Genomic DNA, 16,669 nt, shown 5'->3' with positions numbered 1-16,669 from the left:
GTCCGCCGTCGCTCATGCGGTGGCTCCTCAGCTCGCGTCGTCCGCCGTGACGGGGGTCTTCTTGGCCGTGCTCTTGCGCGCGACGGGCTTCCTCGCGGCGGCCTTCTCCTCGGCGGCGGCCCCTGCCACCGGCTCGGACGCCGGCTCCGACGCCGGCCCGGCCTCGGCCTCCGCCTTGGGCTCGACGGCCACGGCGATGTCGACGATCTCCTCGGAGACCTCGCCCCGCCAGGCCCGTACGGCCTGCTCGCCGTGTTCGGCGACCCTGTCGTACGTCTCCTTGGCGCGCACCGCGTACTCCGCGGCCACGCCCACACCGCGCAGCGCCAGGTCCTGCGCGCTCTCCCCGAGCTTCTTCGCGTCGATCGCGCCGAACACCTCGGCGACCTTGGCGGCGACCGCCTCCTGCACGGCCTTCGGGTCCGTGTTCTTCACGGCCTCGATGCGTGCGGGGGCCTCCGCGCGCAGCTGCTCGATCAGCTCGGGCACCTTCTTGGCCTGCTGCACGGCGAGGTCTGCGGTGCCGGCGGCGAAGTAGAGCGGGGTCGGGTCGGTGAGGGTCTTCTTCAGGTCATCGGCGATGGCCATGCTGCTGGTCCTCCCGGATCAACTTCAGTTCGTCTGCGACGGCATCTCGTCTGCGGGCGTGTCGAGCGCGTTCTCCTTGCGGAACGACTCGTAGATCTGGAGCAGCACCTGCTTCTGCCGCTCGTTGATGGTCGGGTCGGCGAGGATGACGCCTCGCGTCTCCACCTCGTCCCGATCCCGCTCGTCCAGGATCCCGGCCTGCACGTACAGCGTCTCCGCGGAGATCCGCAGCGCCTTGGCCAGCTGCTGCAGGATGTCCGCGCTCGGCTTGCGCAGCCCGCGCTCGATCTGGCTCAGGTACGGATTCGACACCCCCGCAGCCTCGGCCAGCTGCCGCAGCGAAAGCTGGGCCTGCCGACGCTGCTCACGGAGGTACTCGCCGAGGTTTCCGACGTTGAGCGATGCCATGCCCCAATCCTGCCCGACGCTGCTAACTTTTGCAAGCAGGCGCTTGCAACATCTCCCACCCCGTCGGCGCCGACCGCTCAGTCGTCGAAGGGGAGCTCAGGTCGGGTCCAGAGGGTGAGGTCGCTGCTGGTGGCGACCGCCAGGGTGAGGCCGGAGGGAGAGAAGCCGGCCGCGCGGAGTTCTGAGTACTCGGAGTGGAAGATGTGCCACCACGTCCCTCCCGCCGGTCCTCTGTGCACCCCGCCGTCGGCGGAGAGGATGACGCGGTCGTGCGGCCACTCGGGGCTGACGACGTCCAGGGTCCAGCCGTCCGGCGTGGTGCTGTGCAGGCCGCCGCCGAAGAGCCCGGCGATACGCACCGGCGTGCCCTCGATCGGGCCGAGCCCGGGACAGGTGAGGTCCGGCGACGCGTCGGGGGTGCTGGTGTCGAGGTCAGGATCCCGGTCGCGGGCGATCTTCTCGCCCGTGACCGCGTCGAAGAGTCCGTGGCCGTCGCTGGACACGACCATGACGAGGTCGTGCCCGCTGTCGGGATGGACGGCGAAGCCGATGCCGAGCAGACCCCCGATGGGTGTCCTGTGGTCCAGCACCGGCTGCCACGGCTCCGGGGCCTGCATGACGGAGGCTGCGATATAGCGCTCGCGCAGCTTCTGCTGGTACTCGGTGATCAACTCGTCTCCTTGGGGCTGCCCAGGCACCATCCTCCAGCGCTCAGCCGCTGAAGCCGAGCGCCAGGGCTACGACCGCGGGGGCCGCGTAGATGACGGGGAACGCGACGTGTGCGTAGGACTTCGCCCGCAGCACCGTGATCACGGCCCCGGTGAAGTACAGGGCGATCCCGATCGCGGCGGCGACGCCGATGGCCGGCACGAACAGACCGGCCACCAAGCCCGCCGCCCCGGCCGCCTTGGCGATCCCCAGCCAGGTCCACCACGCACGCGGAACCCCGTACGCGAGCAACGGCTCGACGACCCACGCGGCCTTGAAGAAGACCGACGCGGCCGAGAAACCGACCATGAACGCGCCGACCAGGGTGAAAACAACGGCGGTGGTGGACATCTGACGCTCCTTCCAGACGGTGCCGGTGCGGACTCGCTCCGGTCGGGATTCCCGCCTGCTTCACTCCTCTGACCCGCCGCACCGCACGTGTGTGACAGACCGGCGCCATCCAATATGTAGGCGGCCGGGTCAGGTCGTGCCGATGATCACCGTCGCGTACAGCTCCTCCGAGGTGACCGCGCGGACCGCGAGGCCCGCCGCGGTCAGGGCCGAGGCCGTCGACGGGGACTGGCGGGCGCTCGTCTCGATCAGCAGGTGGCCCCCCGGGGCCAGCCAGGGCAGGGCGCCCGCCGCGACCCGGCGGTGGATGTCCAGGCCGTCGGCCCCGCCGTCCAGCGAGACCAGCGGCTCGTGGTCCCGCGCCTCCGACGGCATGAGACCGATCTCCTCCGTCGGCACGTACGGGGCGTTGACCACCAGCACGTCCACCCGGCCACGCAGCGACGACGGGAGCGCGGAGTACAGGTCGCCCTCCCACACCCGGCCGCCGTACGGGGCCACGTTGCGCCGCGCGTACACCAGCGCCGCCGGGTCGATGTCCGCCACGTGCAGTTCCACACCGCCCGGGAACTGCGCCGCCACCGCCGCGCCCAGGGCGCCGACCCCGCAGCACAGGTCCAGCACCACGGCGCCGGGCCGGGCCAGCGCCACCGCCTCCTGCACCAGGAACTCGGTGCGCCGGCGCGGTACGAAGGCGCCCGCGCCCACCTCCATGCGCAGGCCGCAGAACTCCGCCCAGCCCACCACGTGTTCCAGCGGTTCGCCCCCCACCCGGCGGGCCAGCAGCTCCGTCAGGTGAGCGCCGTCCCTGGCGGCCCCGCTCAGCAGTTCCGCCTCCTCCTCCGCGAAGACGCAGCCGGCCGCGCGCAGGGATTCCACAAGTGACGTCAAATCCTCAGTCCTCAAGTCCTCAGTGAGCAGTAGGCAAGTGATCAGTGATCAGTGACAGTGATCAGCCGTCCGAGACGGTACGGATCAGAAGATGTCCGGGCACCACGGACGGCGCGCGGTACGGAACACCGCGTCCGCCAGCGCGACCGCCCCCGGCCGCTCCTGCACGACCCGCCCCAGCGCGGCCAGCCGCACCACGGACTCGTCGCCGAGGTACAAGGAACCGAGCGCGGACACGTCCAGCCGCAGGTCCGCCGCGTCCTGCGTCCGCTCGCACGTGCCGGCGCCCGCGTCCAGCCGGTAGCGGCCGGCCGCCGGCCCCATCGGGTCCGTGACCTCCAGTACGAGCACCCCGGGCACCTCGTACGTCCGCGCGCGCAAGGCCCGTACGACGTCCAGCAGCCGCACCCACAGGAAGTCCGCGGAGGTGACGATCCGGGCCGAGCGCGGGTCGGGCAGCAGCTGCGGGACGAGGTCGTCGGGGGCCCGGAAGCCGGTGCGGACCTTCAGTACCCAGTCGATGGAGCACAGGAAGTGCCACAGTGCCCGCTCCGCCTGCGGGGTGACCGCCAGCAGGTCCTTGACCTGCACGGTGTTCTGCGGGACCTTCGCGTCCGTCCAGTGGTTGTCGGCGGTGTAGACGGCCAGCCCGGCCACCTCCCCCGCCGCCGTCCGGTACACGGCGTGGAACTTCTCCTGGTACGGGCGGTGCGACCACTGCTCCAGGCCGGTCGCCAGGTTCCACCAGCGCTCGTCCCGGTTCACGGCGCCGGGCGTGAGCGCCCGCAGCCGCTCGTGCAGCTCCGGTCCCACCCGCCGGAACTCGGTCACGTCCACCAGGTCGATCCGCCCGCCGTCCGCGGGCACCGACAGCCGCCGGTCCAGTCCGGTGCGCGGTACGTCGATCTCCCATTCCGCGACGGAGGCGGCGGGCCCGAAGCCGTAGCGCCCGTAGATCGGGTACTCGGCGGCGATCAGCGTCGACAGGACGTCGCCGCGCGCCCGGGCCGCGGCGAACTCCGCGGTCATCATCCGGGTCAGCAGACCCTGGCGACGGTGGGTCGGCAGCACGCCGACGTTGGAGACGGCGGTGGACCGGACGGCCGCCCCGCCGGGCACGGTCAGCTCCTGCGGGAAGGAGCGGAAGGCCGCCACACAGCGGCCGGTATCGGTGTCGAAGGCGCCCTGGATGCGGGCGAGGTCTGCGTACTTGGCCTGCTGGGCGACGTCGGAGTCCGTCACTCCGGCGGTGTTCAGGAACCCGGTGTTCACGGTTCGCAGCCAGTCGTGGAGCTCGGATTCGGCGATCGGCCGGACGTCAGCACTCATGACCGGTCACGCTAACCGCCGACCGGCGCCCAGTCGCCCGAATTACCTACGCCAGCAGGTCGTCCACCTGCGCCTCGCCCTCCCGGTACCGCCGGGTGATCTCCGCGGTGCAGTCGTCCACCGTGCGCTGGAGCTGCTGGCGGCGCCGCGAGACCTGCTGCTCGTACCGCACCAGTCGGCCCATTCCGGCGTGCAGCTCGGCGTCCGTGCGCGCGCCCAGGTCCGAGAGCTCCACGTCGGCCAGCATCTCCGCCGCCAGCAGCCGGTACTCCTCGCTGTGCGGGGTACCGAGTGTGACGTGCCGGGCGGAGGCGCTGCGGCTGGAAGGGGCGTCGGCGAGGATCACCGAAAGCCGGTCCACCACCGGTGCCTCGGGATCGGTCCGCCGGGCGAGCTCGGCGCGCAGGATGTCGATGCGGCCCTGGAGCAGTCTGCGCACATAGCTCAGATCGGCCTCGTCCCGCTGCGCGTCGCGGCGCAGGGCGCGCAGTTCCGGCAGCCCGAGCGCGGTGACCGGGGTCAGCGGCCCCTGGGTCTCGGCCGTGCGCTGCGCGGGCGGTCGTACCGCGGCAGCTGCGATGGAAGCGGGTGATGCAGGTACGGAGGTACCAGAAGTATTCATACGAACGAGTCCGTCCCCTCGACCGGTGCGGCGCACCCGCACCGCCTGCGTGCATCGTGCCACTCTCCGTGGCCCCCACGCAGTCCCACTCCACCCGATCGGCCCCGGACGGGTGCAAGCCTGGTACACAGGTGGTATGCGAGCAGTGGTGCAGAGGGTGGACGGCGCGAGTGTCGTCGTGGGCGGCGAGACCGTGGGCGAGATCATCGGCGAGGGGCTGTGCGTGTTGGTGGGGGTGACCCACGACGACACCCCGGAGAAGGCCGCGCTGCTGGCGCGCAAGCTGTGGTCCGTCCGGATCCTGGAGGGCGAGAAGTCCTGCAGCGACAACGGCGCACCGCTGCTGGTGATCTCCCAGTTCACGCTCTACGGCGACGCCCGCAAGGGCCGGCGGCCCACGTGGAACGCGGCGGCGCCCGGCCCGGTGGCCGAGCCGCTGGTCGACGAGGTCGTGGCACAGCTGCGCGCGCTGGGCGCGACGGTGGCAACGGGCCGGTTCGGCGCGGACATGCGGGTCTCGCTGACCAACCACGGCCCGTTCACCATCGTCATCGACATCTGACCGGCGGGTCAGGGCGCCGTCAGGGCGCTACGACGACCTCCTGCGCGGCGGCCGTCTTCCCGGCCAGCAGCGGCGCGTCGACGGGCACGTTCCGCTTGACCAGCGCGAGCGCGATCGGGCCCAGCTCGTGGTGGCGGACGGCGGTGGTCACGAAGCCCAGCTGGCGGCCCTCCTCCCCGTCGGCGGCGAGCCGCACCGGGGCGCCGTGCGCCGGGAGCACCACCTCCGAGCCGTCGAGGTGCAGGAAGACCAGGCGGCGCGGGGGCTTGCCCAGGTTGTGGACGCGGGCCACCGTCTCCTGCCCGCGGTAGCAGCCCTTCTGGAGGTGCACGGCGGTGCCGATCCAGCCCAGCTCGTGCGGGATGGTCCGGTGGTCGGTCTCCAGGCCGAGCCGCGGCCGGTGCGACTCGACGCGCAGGGCCTCGTAGGCGAGGAGGCCCGCGGCCGGGCCGTGCGTGGCGGCGAAGGACTCCAGCTCGGCGCGGGGCAGGAAGACGTCACGGCCGTGCGCGGTCTCCCGTACGACGTACTCCTTGGCGACCTCGGCGATGGAGCCGGCCGGCAGGTGCACGACCGCGAACTCCTCGGTGCGGTCGGCGACTTCGACGCGGTAGAAGAACTTCATGGACTCCAGGTAGGCGATCAGCTCCCCCTGGGTGCCGGGCTCCACGTGCGCCCACGTGGTCTCGCCGTCGTCGACGAGGTAGAGCGCGTGCTCGATGTGACCGTGGGCGGAGAGGATCAGCGCCTCGGTGGCCTGCCCGGCCGGCAGCTCGGTGAGGTGCTGGGTGAGCAGCAGGTGCAGCCAGCTCAGCCGCTCCGGGCCGCTGACGGTGACGACTCCGCGGTGCGAGAGGTCGACGAAGCCGCGCCCGTCCGCGAGGGCGCGCTGTTCGCCGTACAGCTCGCCGTAGTGGGCGGCGACGCCCTCGTCACGGCCTTCGGCCTGCACGGCGCCGGGGAGATGGAGCAAGGGGCTGCTGGTCATGGGACCAAGCGTACGACCCGGTCAGGCCTGGCCGGCACGGTGTTCGGCCGCGCACTTGCCGCAGAGCCCGAAGATCGCGAAGTGCTTCATGTCGGTCTCGAAACCGAAGGTGGTGCGGAGCTTCGCCGTGAACTCGGCGGCGATGTCCACGTCCGCCTCGATGACGTCGGCGCAGTCGCGGCAGACCAGGTGGATGTGGTGGTGCCGGTCGGCGAGGTGATAGGTGGGGGCCCCGTGCCCGAGGTGGGCGTGCGAGACGAGCCCGAGCTCCTCCAGGAGCTCCAGCGTCCGGTAGACGGTGGAGATGTTGACCCCGGAGGCGGTCTTGCGCACCTGCGCGAGGATCTCGTCAGGGCTGGCGTGCTCCAAGGCGTCGACCGCTTCCAGCACGAGCTGGCGCTGCGGGGTCAGCCGGTAGCCGCGCTGGCGCAGGTCGGTCTTCCAGTCGGTGCCTTCGGTGCCTTCGCTGCCTTCGGCGCTCTCGGTGCTCACCACCTGGCCAGTGTAAGCGGGCGAAGGGGCCCGCGGTCAGCCCGCGGCCCCCTTCGTACACAGCCTGTGGACGGATCGGTCAGGGACCGATCAGCGGAAGAAGGCGATGCCGTCGTCCGGCATGTCGGGGAGGTTGCGCGCCATCTCGGCGACCTCCTCGGGGGTGACGACCTTCTTCAGCTGGGCCGACATGTACGGGCGCAGCTCGACGTCCGGGGTGGCCTTCTCGCCGACCCACATGAGGTCGCTCTTCACGTAGCCGTAGAGCCGCTTGCCGCCGCTGTACGGGCCGGAGGCCGCGGTGCGGGCGACCGCGTCGGTGACCAGGTCGATCTGGGGCTTCTGGTCGGCGAGCTCGCCGTACCAGACCTCGATGACGCCCTGGTCGCGGACCATGACGATCTCGACCTTGCGGTCCTTGTCGATGCGCCAGTAACCCGACTCGGACTCCAGCGGCCGCACCTTGTTGCCCTCGGCGTCGAGCACCCATGTACGGGAGGTGTACTCCAGGAAGTCCCGGCCGTCGTGGCTGAAGACGACCTCCTGGCCGAAGTTGCACTTCTCTTCACCGGGGAAGTCGAAGACGCCCGCACCCTCCCAGTTGCCGAGGAGGAAGGCGAGGGGGACGAGGCCCGGGTTCAGGTCGGACGGGATCTGGATCATGAATGGCTGCTCAGGCGATCTGTGGGAGGGGTTCCGGGGCGGTGTGCTGGGCGGATGCTCAGCGCTGACCCTGGTACAGCTTCTTGACGGCCAGGCCGGTGAAGGCCAGGACGCCGACGCAGACCAGGACCAGCAGGGAGGTGAAGACTGCCTCAAGCACGGGGTGCTCCTCGGAATTCGTTTCTGGGGCTGTACGGGGCCGGTCCCCAAGCCTACTGGCCCGGGGACCGGTGCACGGTGTGAGGTGGGCCGTACCGGTCGGCCCCCGGCGTCAGCCCAGCAGCTGGGCCTGCAGGATCACCGTCTGGTGGAAGGGGACGGGGGCCACCTCTCCCTTGCGGGTCTGGATGACCAGGCCCAGCACGTCACCCGTCCGGAGGCACCCGACCTTGGTCTGCTCCTCGCCGAGGACGGGCTTGACCTCCTGGTAGACGCTGAGGTCGGTGCCGTCGAAGTGGGCGGCGCCTGGGAAGTCCAGCGCGGCGCTGTTCAACTGCGTGTTCTTGGCCTTGCTCCAGACGTCGTCCAGGTCCAGGGCCGAGACACCGTTGAGCCGCGCGTTGCTGTCGCAGCCCTTGAAGGCGTCCACGAAGCCGGACGAGTGGAAACGCAGCAGGTACACGTGCGTACGCGTGCCGTCCGCCATCGTCCAGCCCCGGCCGGCGATCTGCCGCAGCCCGTCCCATTCGAGGGACTGCTTGAGCTGTTCGCGGGCGTCGGGCGCGTACTCCTCCAGGAAGGCGTCGGCCGGCACCAGTCCGTCCTTGTCCGCCTTGACCGCGTCGTCGGCCCGGGAGCCCTCGGGGGCGGGCAGGAGCAGGCCGGTGAGCGGCGCGTAGTGCGTGCCGTCCTTGTTGTCCGGGCCCTGGGCGAGGGGGGCGCCCGCGGGCAGCGCGGGCCGGGAGAGCTCCGGGAACGTCCAGCGGCCGTCGCCCTCGGTGGACAGGCCGGGGACGTCGGTGCGCTCCGGCAGGGTGATCCCGTACGCGACCCCCGTGCCGACGGCGGCGAAGACGGCGACGGCGGCGGTCCAGCGCAGGGCGGCGCGCAGCTTGCGCCGGTCCTCGGGCGGCGCGGGCACGGTCTCCGCCGCCTCGGTTGCCTCGGGGCTCACGGGGGCGGGCGGGGCCTCGGCTGCGGGCGCGGGCACGGCCTCGGCTGCGGGCGCGGGCGGAGCCTCCGGAGCGGGCGCGGTCTGCGAGGCTGCTTCGACAGCGGCCTCCGGGGTGGTGGCCCCGGCCTCGGGGGCGGTGGTGTTCTGCTCGCTCACGCGGACTCCCCGGGCGACTTGAGGTGGTCGAGTTGCTGTTGGAAGAGCCCCGCGGCGTCCTTCATCGCGAGGCTCGAGGGCCCGTACATCCGGAACGTCACCAGCACGTCCCCCTCGACGGCCACGCAGTCGAGGGCGGCGATCCGCTGCTCCTTGCCCTTGGCCTTGTCCTTGGCCTTGGCCACGAGCTCGCCCAGCGGGTCGACAGCGCACTTGGCCTGCGGGTGGCCCTCCACCTTCGGCGCCTCGCCGTCGGCACCGGTGAGCTCCAGCATCTTCTTGGAGAACTCGCCGAATTTGGCGAGCTGCTGGGGGTCGGCCTGGACGAGCCGGATGTCGGCGACCGCGCCTCCATCACCGTCCCGCCGGGCGTAGCTGCGCCCGGCCATGCCCTTGAGCTTCAGGTCCGCGAAGGCCTTGTCCCGCTCGGCGCGTTCGCTGCTGGACAGGCCCGTGCGGGCCTCCTTGAAGCTCTGCAGTGCCTTCTCGCCCGAAACGTAGTAGTCGTTGCCCTCGTCTTCGATGTCGGGGCCGGGCCAGTACTGGGCGGGCAGCGGCAGCAGCTTGCCCGTGAGCTCGTTGGGAGGCACGGACGGCAGCGGTTTCTGGGAACCCTTCGGCGCCGGGTCGGCGGCCACCCAGTACTGCGTCTGCGAGGTGCGGTCGGCGCGCGCGAGGGCGACCGAGCCCCCGACGACGGCGCCCACGAGGACGACGACGCCCGTGGCGGCCGCCACCAGGGTGACCGTCTTGCGCTTCGCCGCCCGGCGGCCGGGCCCGACCGCCGCCGCCGCGTCCGGCACCTGGTCCGGGGCCGGTGCCGGCTCCGGCACGGCTTCCGTGACGTTCTGCTGCTCGCTCACAGCCGCTCCATCTGTCGCTTGGCCAGCTCGACCAGGACGCTCTCGTCGACCTCGCCGCGGTTGTTCGTGTACCTGACGCTCATCACGACGTCGCCCCGGCGGATCACGACCCGGCCATCGCGCAGCGGGTGGTAGCCGGCCTCCTTCTGGGCCTCGGAGTCGATCCACAGGTGGCCGAAGTCCGCCGGGACACCGGGGAAGGCCTTGCCCGTGTTGCCCGCGTAATCCTTGCGGGGCATGTAGTCCGCGATGCCCGCCTGGAAGTCCGCGGCGCCGCTGCGGTCGTGGAACCGGAGCAGGTGGATCTCGACGAAGTTCCGGTCGCCCTCGGACCACGCGGCGGAGGCGATGCTCTGGACCCGGTCGCGGACGAGCCCGCCGAGGCCGTCGGACGCGTTCACGAAGTAGATCGCGGAGAACGCTTCCAGGGACTCGGCATCCGAGAAGTCGACCTTCGCGCCACCGGGAGCTTCCAGCAGCTTCTTGGCGAGCTCCTCGTCCGCCTTGTGCCAGCGGTTGGCGTTGATCGAGCGCCGGCTCGTCGAGTCGTTCATCGCCGCCGGCTGCGGCGCGGCCATCTCCTGCTGGGCCAGCGGCGGCAGCGGGGTGGGCTCGCGGTGGTACTGGACCGCGTAGCCGGTGATCGTCCCGGCGAGGACGCCGAGGACGGCCGCGCCCGCGATCAGCAGGGTCGTGCGCCCCGGGCGGCGGCGGCGCGGGTCCGGAGTGTCCGGCTGCGGTGCACTCTCCCCCTCTTTCCGCTGCTCAGGGATGGTCTGTTCGTGTTCCAAAGGAGTCCCCCCGCAGGACTGGAGGCGCGGATCGATTACCCGCGCGTACCCATGACCCACCTCGGGGGGAACCAGTTGTATGGATGCTTATTACATTCTTATCTCGCGGCCCGCTCAGTCCTCGCGGCGCCGCTTTCCGTCCAGTTCGTCCCACCACTCGTCCGACTTCGGATCGCCCGAGGGGTCGTCCCACCAGCGGTCGTCCGGGCCGCGCCGGTTGGCGATCACCGCGGCGACCGGCGGGATGACCATCGCGACCACGCACAGCGCGACCGCGGCCTCCACCGAGAGCAGGCGCACGAAGGACCAGGCGGAGACGAAGAGGAAGAGGCATCCGCCCATCAGGAGGAAGTAGACGCGTCGGCGCCGGGCGTACATGTCTTCAGGGTAGAGCCGCCGTCCCGGCCCGCGCAGGGGCCGGGACGGCACGAAGGGCCGCACCCCGTTCCAGTGGCGTCCAACCCCCGGGGGTGCGGCCCTTCGGCCGATCTGTCAGGCGATCACACGGGCGGTGCTCAGACCGCGATCGCCACGTCCGTCACGCCGCCGGCCTCGGCGACGACGACGGCACGGTCCGCCCTGGCACCCGGGACGAGCGCCCGCAGCGTCCAGGAGCCGGGAGCGGCGTAGAAGCGGAACTGGCCGGTCGCCGAGGTCGGCACCTCGGCGGTGAACTCGCCGCCCTCGTCCAGCAGCCGGACGTAGCCGGAGATGGGCTCGCCGTCCTTGGTCACCTGGCCCTGGATGGCGGTCTCACCGGGCTTGAGCGTCGCGAGGTCGGGCCCGCCGATCTGTGCTCCACACATGTTCTCTGTCCTGTCCTAGAGAGGTCGTACTACGGGGCGTCGCGTGCCCGGGGTCTGGTTACTTGTTGGCGCCGAGCTCGATCGGCACGCCGACGAGCGAGCCGTACTCGGTCCACGAGCCGTCGTAGTTCTTGACGTTCTCCTGGCCCAGGAGCTCGTGCAGCACGAACCAGGTCAGCGCGGAGCGCTCACCGATGCGGCAGTAGGCGATGGTGTCCTTCGCCAGGTCGACCTGCTCGGTCTCGTAGAGGGCCTTGAGCTCGTCGTCCGACTTGAAGGTGCCGTCGTCGTTGGCGTTCTTCGACCACGGGATGTTGCGGGCGCTCGGCACGTGGCCGGGGCGCTGCGACTGCTCCTGCGGGAGGTGCGCCGGGGCGAGCAGCTTGCCGGAGAACTCGTCGGGCGAACGGACGTCGACCAGGTTCAGGGAGCCGATCGCGGCCACGACGTCGTCGCGGAAGGCGCGGATGGAGGTGTCCTGGGCCTTGGCCTTGTACTGGGTGGCCGGACGGTTCGGGACGTCCTTGCCGTCGACCAGGTCGCGGGAGTCGAGCTCCCACTTCTTGCGGCCGCCGTCGAGGAGCTTCACGTCCTGGTGGCCGTAAAGCTTGAAGTACCAGTAGGCGTAGGACGCGAACCAGTTGTTGTTGCCGCCGTAGAGGACGACGGTGTCGTCGTTCGAGATGCCCTTGGCGGAGAGCAGCTTCTCGAAGCCCTCCTGGTCCACGAAGTCGCGGCGGACCGGGTCCTGGAGGTCGGTCTTCCAGTCGATCCGGACGGCGTTGGTGATGTGGTTCTTGTCGTAGGCGGACGTGTCCTCGTCCACCTCGACGATGACGACGTTCGCGTCGTTCAGGTGGGCCTCGACCCAGTCGGCGTCTACGAGGACGTCGCTGCGGCTCATGGTGTTCTCCTCCGGGGCAGTGTGCGGCGGGGCTGTGCTGGCAGAGCGTGCTGCGTGCCTGCGGGTGCGCTCGAGGTCCTGCGCGGGGAGGCGTCAGGGATCAGGAGGCGGTGCGGTCACGCGGGAAGGGCCGTAAGGGGCCGTCGTCCGGCTGATGGAGCGGATGCGCTCACAGGTCACATGGATCGACAGAGCATGGCGGCGACGCGACACAGGTCTACTGCCCGTCGCTTCGTGAGGTCCGCCTGCTGATGCTTCATAGCCATGGATCGTAGGGACGATTCGACCGCCCTGTCACCGGCGTGTCATATTCCGAGACGGGATCGTCCGGATAGTGGGATACGAGACTCCCGGGCGGCCGCCGCGCCGCCCCCTGGAGCCGCCGTACGGCCCGTCCTCCTGCGGATCGGACCGCGCTGTCTCACGATCCGGCCACCACCACGTTCGAGCCGCCCAGTGTGAGGTGCACACCGGCCTCGTCCGAGGTCAGCGCCGAGAGGTGGAGCCCCGCCGGCAGGCCGCTGTCGAGATTGCGGTCGAAGTCCGTCTTCTTGCGGATCAGCTTGTCGACCCCGGCGATGCTGCCGCCCGGCACCTCGTCGGCGCGCACTCGGACGACCTTGCCGCCCTTTCCGTCCGGCGCGTCCTCCAGGGTGACGGTCGACACCACGCTGTGCGTCAGGGTCCTGCCGAAGACGTCCACCGCCGCCGTGACCTTCACCTTGCCCGGCGCCCCGCCGTAGGAGAGGGTCGCGCCGGTCTGGGAGGCCGCCGTCAGGTCGGCGTAGGTGATGAGCCCGGTGCCCTCGGCGCGCCGGGCGGTGCCGCCGCTGTAGTCGTTGTCGAGCTTCACCCCGTGGAAGCTCGCGTCGAGCTTCGACAGCCGCGTCTTGCGGCCGTCGGCCGCGACGTCGACGCCCCTCAGCTTCAGGTCGACCCGGTCCAGGTCGTGGCTGAGCGCCTGGGTCAGGAAGGGGAACCCGCGGATCTCCACCTCCGAGGTGCCTGCCAGGCCCTGCCGGGCCTGTATTCGCTCGGCCAGCCGGTTCTCGGCGTAACTGACCGCCCAGCGGTCCACGCCGGCGAACAGGGCGCCCAGCACCACTCCGATGATCACAACGACACGCAGAGCACGCACGTGCCCTCCCCCTGCTAGACGGTACGTGCGGTCTAGTTGACCATGCCCGCTGTCGGGCAGGGATCAGCCCACCACCCGTCCGATCAGGTACACGGCGGGGGCGGCGGCCGCGAGCGGCAGCGCGACACCGGCCGTCATGTGCACGAACTTCGACGGGTAGTCGTACGCCGCCACGCGCAGCCCGATCAGCGCGCACGCCCCGGCGACGAGGCCGAGCAGCGCCCCGCCCACCCCGACGGAGGTCAGCCCGCCGACCGCGATGCCCGCACCGGCGGCCGCGGCCAGCGACACGCCGACCGAGGGGGCGGTGGGCAGCGGCAGCGCACGGGCGAAGACGGCGACCGCGACGGCGACCGCGCCGACCGTCACGGCGGCGGACCCTGCCGCGAGGTAGCCGGCGCAGATGATGGCGAGGGCGGCCGAGGCCACCGAGGCCATCAGCCCGTACATCCGCTCGTCGGGATCGGCGTGGCTGCGCAGCTGGAGGACCAGGGTGAGCAGCACCCAGGCGCCGAGGGTGCCGACGATCGCGCCGGGGCCGTACGGACGGTCCACCGCGAGCACGGCCACGTCGGCGACGACGGCTCCGGCGAAGGCGAGGGCGATGCCCTGGCGGGCCGGCCACATGCCGTTGAGGCGGAACCAGCCGGCCGCGGTGAGGCCCTGCAGGGCGATCAGCGGCACGAGCAGGCCGAACGGCCCGAGGGCGGCCGCCACGGCGAGCAGCAGCCCGAGGGCGGCGGTCAGTATGGCCGACTGCGGACCCGGATCGATGATCGGCGAGCGGCCCTCGGCGCGGGCCTGGGCCGGGTCGACGGCGCGCAGGGTGTTGCCCGCGAGGGTGGGCGGGGACCAGGCCGTCGCCTCCGGGGCCTCCGGGGCCTCCAGCGCTTCGGGGGCGGCGGGCGCCGGTGCGGCCGCCTGGGGCGGGAGGTAGGCGGTCTGCTCGGCGGCGGCCGGCTCCGCCCCGTGCTCCTGGTGCTGCTGGTGCTGCGCGGGCCACGGGTACGGCGGGAGATAGGCCGTCTCGTCCACCGAGACGGCCGTCCCGGCACCTTGGGACCAGTCCTGGGCCGGAGCCGGAGCCTGGACCTCGTCGCGGAACCAGCCCTCCGGAGCCACGGCCTGCTGCGCCGGACCGGGGTACGGCGGCAAGTACGCGGTCTCCTCGGCCGGAGCCGACTGCTGCGCGGGCCCCGGGTAGGGCGGCAGGTAGGCCGTCTCGGCGGCCGGGGCGGGCACGTCCAGGCCCTGGACACCGTGGGACCAGTCCTGGACGGGAGCCGGTGCCGGTGCCGGTGCCGGTGCCTCGTCGCGGAACCAGCCCTCGGGCGCCACCGGCTGCTGCGCGGGACCCGGCACCGGCGGCAGGTACGCGGTCTCCTCGGCCGGGCTCGGGTAGGGCGCGGGGGCGGGGGACGAGTAGGGCGCGTAGGCGTCGGGGGTGGCGTCCGGCCAGGGCGCACCCGTACCGCCGGCCGGGGCGGAGGCCGGGGCCTCGTCGCGGAACCAGCCCTCGGGCGCCACCGGCTGACCCGGCACCGCGCCCAGCGGCGGATGCAGCGGCTGGTGGGTGGTGTCCCAGGTGTCCGCCTGCCAGGTCTGGGTCCCGTACGGTTCCTGCTGCTGCGCGTACTGCTCACGCTGCTGCTGTTGCTGCTGTTGCTGTTGCTGCTGTTCCTCAGGCGTACTCATCGGCTCCCGCTCACCCGCCCGCGAACGGCGGGAGCACCTCGACGGTGCCCCCCTCGGTCAGCAGCACGGAATCATGCGGGCGCTTGCCCACAGGCTCGTCGTTCACGAGGAAGGAGCAGCGCAGCAGGACCCGGGTCAGCTCCCCGGGGTGACGGTCCCGCACGGCGTCGAGCGCCTCGGCCAGCGTGCGCGCCGAGTACGGCTCCTCCGCCGTCTTGGCCGCGGCCTTGGCCGCCGCCCAGTAGCGGATGGTTCCGGTTGCCACTGCAGCTCCTATCGTCGGCTCTCTACCGTCGGCCTCCATGATGGCCCCTCCCACCGCCGACCCCGGCGTGCCTCCACGCGCCGGGTGTGCGCCCGTACGGCGCGGACGTACCGCCTGGCGGGCCTCCGATCCGGTGAAACCGGGGCATACGCTGGCAGGGGCGTGGCAGGAACCACAGAAGAGGAAACGGGAGAGGCCTCGGCCCGGCAAGGGCGGGTGGGCTATTCTGCTGGGCATGAGGATCCGGGCAACGTAGCCCCCGGGTCCTTTTGTGCTTTCAGCACGTTGAACGAACCGAGAACAGTGGTATCCATGCGGACCCCAGGGCGCGGGGACCGCAGGGAGCCAGGCAAGACGTACGAAGCAGTACCGCGCACGTCCTCGACGGGACCGAGGAGGAACCGACGTGATGGACCAGCGAACCGTGCACCACCGTCCGACCCGGGCAGGTGGTCGGTCATGAGCTCACTCCTGTTGCTCACCAACGCGCTGCAGCCTTCCACCGAAGTGCTGCCGGCACTCGGCTTGCTGCTGCACAACGTCCGGGTGGCCCCGGCCGAGGGCCCGGCCCTCGTGGACACCCCGGGTGCCGACGTCATCCTCGTGGACGGCCGCCGCGACCTGCCGCAGGTGCGCTCGCTGTGCCAGCTGCTGCGCTCCACCGGTCCCGGCTGTCCGCTGATCCTCGTCGTCACCGAGGGCGGTCTGGCGGCCGTCACCGCGGACTGGGGCATCGACGACGTCCTCCTGGACACCGCCGGCCCGGCCGAGGTCGAGGCGCGGCTGCGGCTGGCCACGGGCCGCCAGCAGCTGGGCTCGGACGACTCCCCGATGGAGATCCGCAACGGCGACCTGTCGGTGGACGAGGCGACGTACTCGGCCAAGCTCAAGGGGCGGGTGCTGGACCTCACCTTCAAGGAGTTCGAGCTGCTCAAGTACCTCGCGCAGCACCCGGGCCGGGTCTTCACCCGCGCCCAGCTGCTCCAGGAGGTCTGGGGCTACGACTACTTCGGCGGTACCCGGACGGTGGACGTCCACGTACGGCGGCTGCGCGCCAAGCTCGGTCCCGAGCACGAGTCGCTGATCGGCACGGTCCGCAACGTCGGCTATCGCTTCGTGACGCCGGAGAAGGTCGAACGGGCAGCCGCGGAAGCAGCGGCGCAGGCGGCGGCGCAGGCGGCGGCGCAAGCAGCGACACAAGCCGCCGCACAGGCAGCGGCGCACGGCGCCGGGCAGCCTGTCGCCGCCGTCACCCGATCGGCGGAAGACCCTGTGAGCATCCACTCCGCAGGACGCCCTGCCCAGAGGTAGGTCACCCCGCGTAGACTGCCGCGC

22 protein-coding genes are annotated in these 16,669 nt (G+C 71.7%); 2 read left to right on the top strand and 20 right to left on the bottom strand.

Annotation, left to right across the window (positions count from 1 at the left end; all coding sequences use genetic code 11):
• Positions 1-27: 27 nt before the first annotated feature.
• The 7 genes from ACZ4TV_RS07165 to ACZ4TV_RS07135 all read right to left on the bottom strand — a co-directional run bounded on the left by ACZ4TV_RS07165 (position 28) and on the right by ACZ4TV_RS07135 (position 4,897).
• Entirely contained in the window at positions 28-588 is a 561-nt protein-coding gene (locus ACZ4TV_RS07165) for a hypothetical protein (protein WP_468131591.1), read from the bottom strand.
• A gap of 24 nt (positions 589-612) precedes the next feature.
• Entirely contained in the window at positions 613-996 is a 384-nt protein-coding gene (locus ACZ4TV_RS07160; RefSeq protein ID WP_468131589.1) for a helix-turn-helix domain-containing protein, read from the bottom strand.
• A gap of 77 nt (positions 997-1,073) precedes the next feature.
• On the bottom strand, positions 1,074-1,667 hold the full coding sequence (locus ACZ4TV_RS07155) for a hypothetical protein (RefSeq protein WP_468131587.1): 594 nt from the start codon (positions 1,665-1,667) through the stop codon (positions 1,074-1,076).
• A 40-nt stretch (positions 1,668-1,707) separates the two neighbouring features.
• Complete coding sequence (locus tag ACZ4TV_RS07150; protein WP_468131585.1) at positions 1,708-2,055, bottom strand: DoxX family protein; 348 nt, start codon at positions 2,053-2,055, stop codon at positions 1,708-1,710.
• Between the two features lie 129 nt (positions 2,056-2,184).
• A complete protein-coding gene (locus tag ACZ4TV_RS07145) occupies positions 2,185-2,946 on the bottom strand; it encodes a putative protein N(5)-glutamine methyltransferase (RefSeq protein ID WP_468131583.1) in 762 nt (253 codons plus the stop codon).
• 84 nt (positions 2,947-3,030) lie between these two features.
• A complete protein-coding gene (locus ACZ4TV_RS07140) occupies positions 3,031-4,275 on the bottom strand; it encodes a GNAT family N-acetyltransferase (protein WP_468131581.1) in 1,245 nt (414 codons plus the stop codon).
• 46 nt (positions 4,276-4,321) lie between these two features.
• Positions 4,322-4,897, bottom strand: coding sequence for an RsiG family protein (locus ACZ4TV_RS07135; protein WP_468131579.1), 576 nt, complete (start codon positions 4,895-4,897; stop codon positions 4,322-4,324).
• Between the two features lie 136 nt (positions 4,898-5,033).
• On the opposite strand from ACZ4TV_RS07135, the gene dtd reads away from it, so the two are divergent.
• A complete protein-coding gene (dtd, locus tag ACZ4TV_RS07130) occupies positions 5,034-5,459 on the top strand; it encodes a D-aminoacyl-tRNA deacylase (protein ID WP_468131577.1) in 426 nt (141 codons plus the stop codon).
• A gap of 19 nt (positions 5,460-5,478) precedes the next feature.
• Here the strand turns inward: dtd and ygfZ are convergent, their stop codons facing one another.
• The 13 genes from ygfZ to ACZ4TV_RS07065 all read right to left on the bottom strand — a co-directional run bounded on the left by ygfZ (position 5,479) and on the right by ACZ4TV_RS07065 (position 15,334).
• A complete protein-coding gene (gene ygfZ / locus ACZ4TV_RS07125; RefSeq protein WP_468131575.1) occupies positions 5,479-6,447 on the bottom strand; it encodes a CAF17-like 4Fe-4S cluster assembly/insertion protein YgfZ in 969 nt (322 codons plus the stop codon).
• A gap of 21 nt (positions 6,448-6,468) precedes the next feature.
• A complete protein-coding gene (locus tag ACZ4TV_RS07120) occupies positions 6,469-6,942 on the bottom strand; it encodes a Fur family transcriptional regulator (RefSeq protein WP_468131573.1) in 474 nt (157 codons plus the stop codon).
• 87 nt (positions 6,943-7,029) lie between these two features.
• The gene (locus ACZ4TV_RS07115; protein ID WP_468131571.1) at positions 7,030-7,602 is read right to left on the bottom strand and encodes a heme-binding beta-barrel domain-containing protein; all 573 of its coding nucleotides are present in this window, start codon (positions 7,600-7,602) and stop codon (positions 7,030-7,032) included.
• Between the two features lie 271 nt (positions 7,603-7,873).
• Positions 7,874-8,872 (bottom strand): hypothetical protein, encoded by a 999-nt coding sequence (locus ACZ4TV_RS07110; protein WP_468131569.1) that lies wholly within the window; start codon positions 8,870-8,872, stop codon positions 7,874-7,876.
• On the bottom strand, positions 8,869-9,735 hold the full coding sequence (locus ACZ4TV_RS07105) for a hypothetical protein (RefSeq protein ID WP_468131567.1): 867 nt from the start codon (positions 9,733-9,735) through the stop codon (positions 8,869-8,871). Before ACZ4TV_RS07105 ends, ACZ4TV_RS07110 begins: the two co-directional genes overlap by 4 nt.
• The gene (locus ACZ4TV_RS07100; RefSeq protein ID WP_468131565.1) at positions 9,732-10,526 is read right to left on the bottom strand and encodes a hypothetical protein; all 795 of its coding nucleotides are present in this window, start codon (positions 10,524-10,526) and stop codon (positions 9,732-9,734) included. Before ACZ4TV_RS07100 ends, ACZ4TV_RS07105 begins: the two co-directional genes overlap by 4 nt.
• Positions 10,527-10,640: 114 nt before the next feature.
• On the bottom strand, positions 10,641-10,904 hold the full coding sequence (locus tag ACZ4TV_RS07095) for a DUF3099 domain-containing protein (protein WP_468131563.1): 264 nt from the start codon (positions 10,902-10,904) through the stop codon (positions 10,641-10,643).
• A 137-nt stretch (positions 10,905-11,041) separates the two neighbouring features.
• A complete protein-coding gene (locus ACZ4TV_RS07090; RefSeq protein WP_468131561.1) occupies positions 11,042-11,332 on the bottom strand; it encodes a DUF1416 domain-containing protein in 291 nt (96 codons plus the stop codon).
• A 58-nt stretch (positions 11,333-11,390) separates the two neighbouring features.
• On the bottom strand, positions 11,391-12,236 hold the full coding sequence (locus ACZ4TV_RS07085) for a sulfurtransferase (protein ID WP_468131559.1): 846 nt from the start codon (positions 12,234-12,236) through the stop codon (positions 11,391-11,393).
• A gap of 176 nt (positions 12,237-12,412) precedes the next feature.
• Complete coding sequence (locus ACZ4TV_RS07080; protein WP_350206375.1) at positions 12,413-12,496, bottom strand: putative leader peptide; 84 nt, start codon at positions 12,494-12,496, stop codon at positions 12,413-12,415.
• A 161-nt stretch (positions 12,497-12,657) separates the two neighbouring features.
• Positions 12,658-13,374, bottom strand: coding sequence for an LmeA family phospholipid-binding protein (locus tag ACZ4TV_RS07075; RefSeq protein WP_468131557.1), 717 nt, complete (start codon positions 13,372-13,374; stop codon positions 12,658-12,660).
• A 63-nt stretch (positions 13,375-13,437) separates the two neighbouring features.
• Complete coding sequence (locus ACZ4TV_RS07070) at positions 13,438-15,069, bottom strand: hypothetical protein (protein WP_468131555.1); 1,632 nt, start codon at positions 15,067-15,069, stop codon at positions 13,438-13,440.
• A 10-nt stretch (positions 15,070-15,079) separates the two neighbouring features.
• Positions 15,080-15,334 (bottom strand): MoaD/ThiS family protein, encoded by a 255-nt coding sequence (locus ACZ4TV_RS07065; RefSeq protein WP_468131553.1) that lies wholly within the window; start codon positions 15,332-15,334, stop codon positions 15,080-15,082.
• 459 nt (positions 15,335-15,793) lie between these two features.
• Between ACZ4TV_RS07065 and ACZ4TV_RS07060 the strand changes: the two genes are divergently transcribed.
• Positions 15,794-16,645, top strand: a complete 852-nt coding sequence (locus ACZ4TV_RS07060; protein ID WP_468131551.1) for a response regulator transcription factor — start codon at positions 15,794-15,796, stop codon at positions 16,643-16,645.
• The last annotated feature ends 24 nt before the right edge of the window (positions 16,646-16,669 follow it).

The sequence above is a fragment of the Streptomyces sp. NPDC028910 genome (genome assembly GCF_055564955.1).
Note: the sequence above shows the minus strand (reverse complement) of the source record. Positions and strands in the feature narration are given on the sequence as shown.